We start from the raw sequence: 1,433 nt of genomic DNA, 5'->3' as shown, positions 1-1,433 counted from the left end.
GGCTCATCGTAATTAAGGGTGTAGTCGGGATCGGAAGCCGCCGGATTCCAGGAGTGATCTCGCGATGTAGTTGGTGAGGTTCCTGAATCCGAGGGCTGAGCCGCGGAGGTGTTCGAGGCGCCCGTTGATCGCCTCCGTCGGGCCATTGGAGGTGCCTGGGCGGTCGAAGAACGCCAGGATGTCGACCGCGCGTTGTTTCAGTGTTCGGCCGAGTCGGCGGATCTCGGTCAGGGCGGCCGGGACGTCGCTGGTGATGGAGTCGATGACGGCCTGCATCATCTCTTTCCCCTTTTTCTTGTCGGGTTCCCGGTAGGCGGCGACGATCCGCTGATAGATACCCCAGGTTGCCTGAACCTCGACATGCTCATCGACCGCGAACACCGCGCTCAAGCGGGTGTTCTGCTTGTCCGTGAGGAGGTCCGCGCCGGTGTGCAGGGTCCGCCGGGCCTTATAGAGCGGGTCGCCGGCTCGACCGCGGTGCCCTGTTGTGGTCTGCTGAACGCGTTGCCGGCACCGGTCGAGCCCATCCCCGGCGAGCCGGACGACATGGAAGGGGTCCATGACCGGGACCGCGTCCGGAAGCTCCTCGGAGGTCGCGGTTTTGAAGCCGGTGAACCCATCCATGGCGACCACCTCTACCCCATCCCGCCACGCCTGTGGTCGGCCGGCGAGCCAGGCCTTGAACACCGCCTTGGAGCGTCCCTCAACCATGTCCAACAACCGTGCCGGGCCCGTCTTCTCGCGGATCGGGGTGAGATCGATGATGACCGTGACGTACTTGTCGCCGTGTCGGGTATGCCGCCACACATGCTCATCCACCCCGATCGCGGACACCCTGTCGAACCTGCCCGGGTCATCGATCAATCGACGCTTGCCCTCGGTCAGGACCGCACTGTTCGCCGTATGCCAGGACACCCCGAGACCTGCTGCGACCCGGGACACGGTGAGGTGATCAATGACGATGCCTTCCAGCGCCCAGCTCAGCCCCCGGCGGGAGATTTTCGCCCTTCGCTCAGCTGCCCTCAAGGTCTCTTGTCGCCAAGTGCGCCCGCAGTTCTCGCACCGGTAGCGGCGTATCCGCACCAGCAAGGTAGTGGGTCGGTGTCCGAACGGCTCATGCGCCAGCTGGCGGGTGATCGTGTCTCGCGGTACGCCTTCCGCACCGCATGATCGGCACCACGGATCTGCTTGAACGACACGGCACTCGATCACCGCCCGATCCGGCCCAAGGTGTTGCCCGACAGCCTCGAGACCAAGCTCTTCGAGCCGGCAGAACGTGGTGAGGTCAGGGCGATCGAAGGTAGCGTTGAGCACGTCGAGGTCTTTCGGATGGCGAGCGTAGGAACTTCCATCATCGGAAGGCCTCGACCTCTATCCCGCCTTCGCCGCGCCGGCCCCCGTCGCCCCGGCTACACCCTTAATTACGAAGAGCC

At 64.6% G+C, this 1,433-nt stretch carries 1 protein-coding gene; it reads right to left on the bottom strand.

Annotated elements, in window-relative coordinates; translation table 11 throughout:
* Positions 1–12: 12 nt before the first annotated feature.
* Positions 13–1,314 carry an ISL3 family transposase gene (locus KIH31_RS18015; RefSeq protein ID WP_214428534.1) on the bottom strand — a complete coding sequence of 434 codons (1,302 nt, stop codon included), beginning with the start codon at positions 1,312–1,314 and terminating at the stop codon, positions 13–15.
* Positions 1,315–1,433: the final 119 nt, after the last annotated feature.

It is taken from the genome of Paenarthrobacter sp. DKR-5 (assembly GCF_018531425.1).
In the GTDB taxonomy this organism is placed as follows: Bacteria; Actinomycetota; Actinomycetes; order Actinomycetales; family Micrococcaceae; genus DKR-5.
This window is presented reverse-complemented; position numbering and strand designations above follow the sequence as displayed.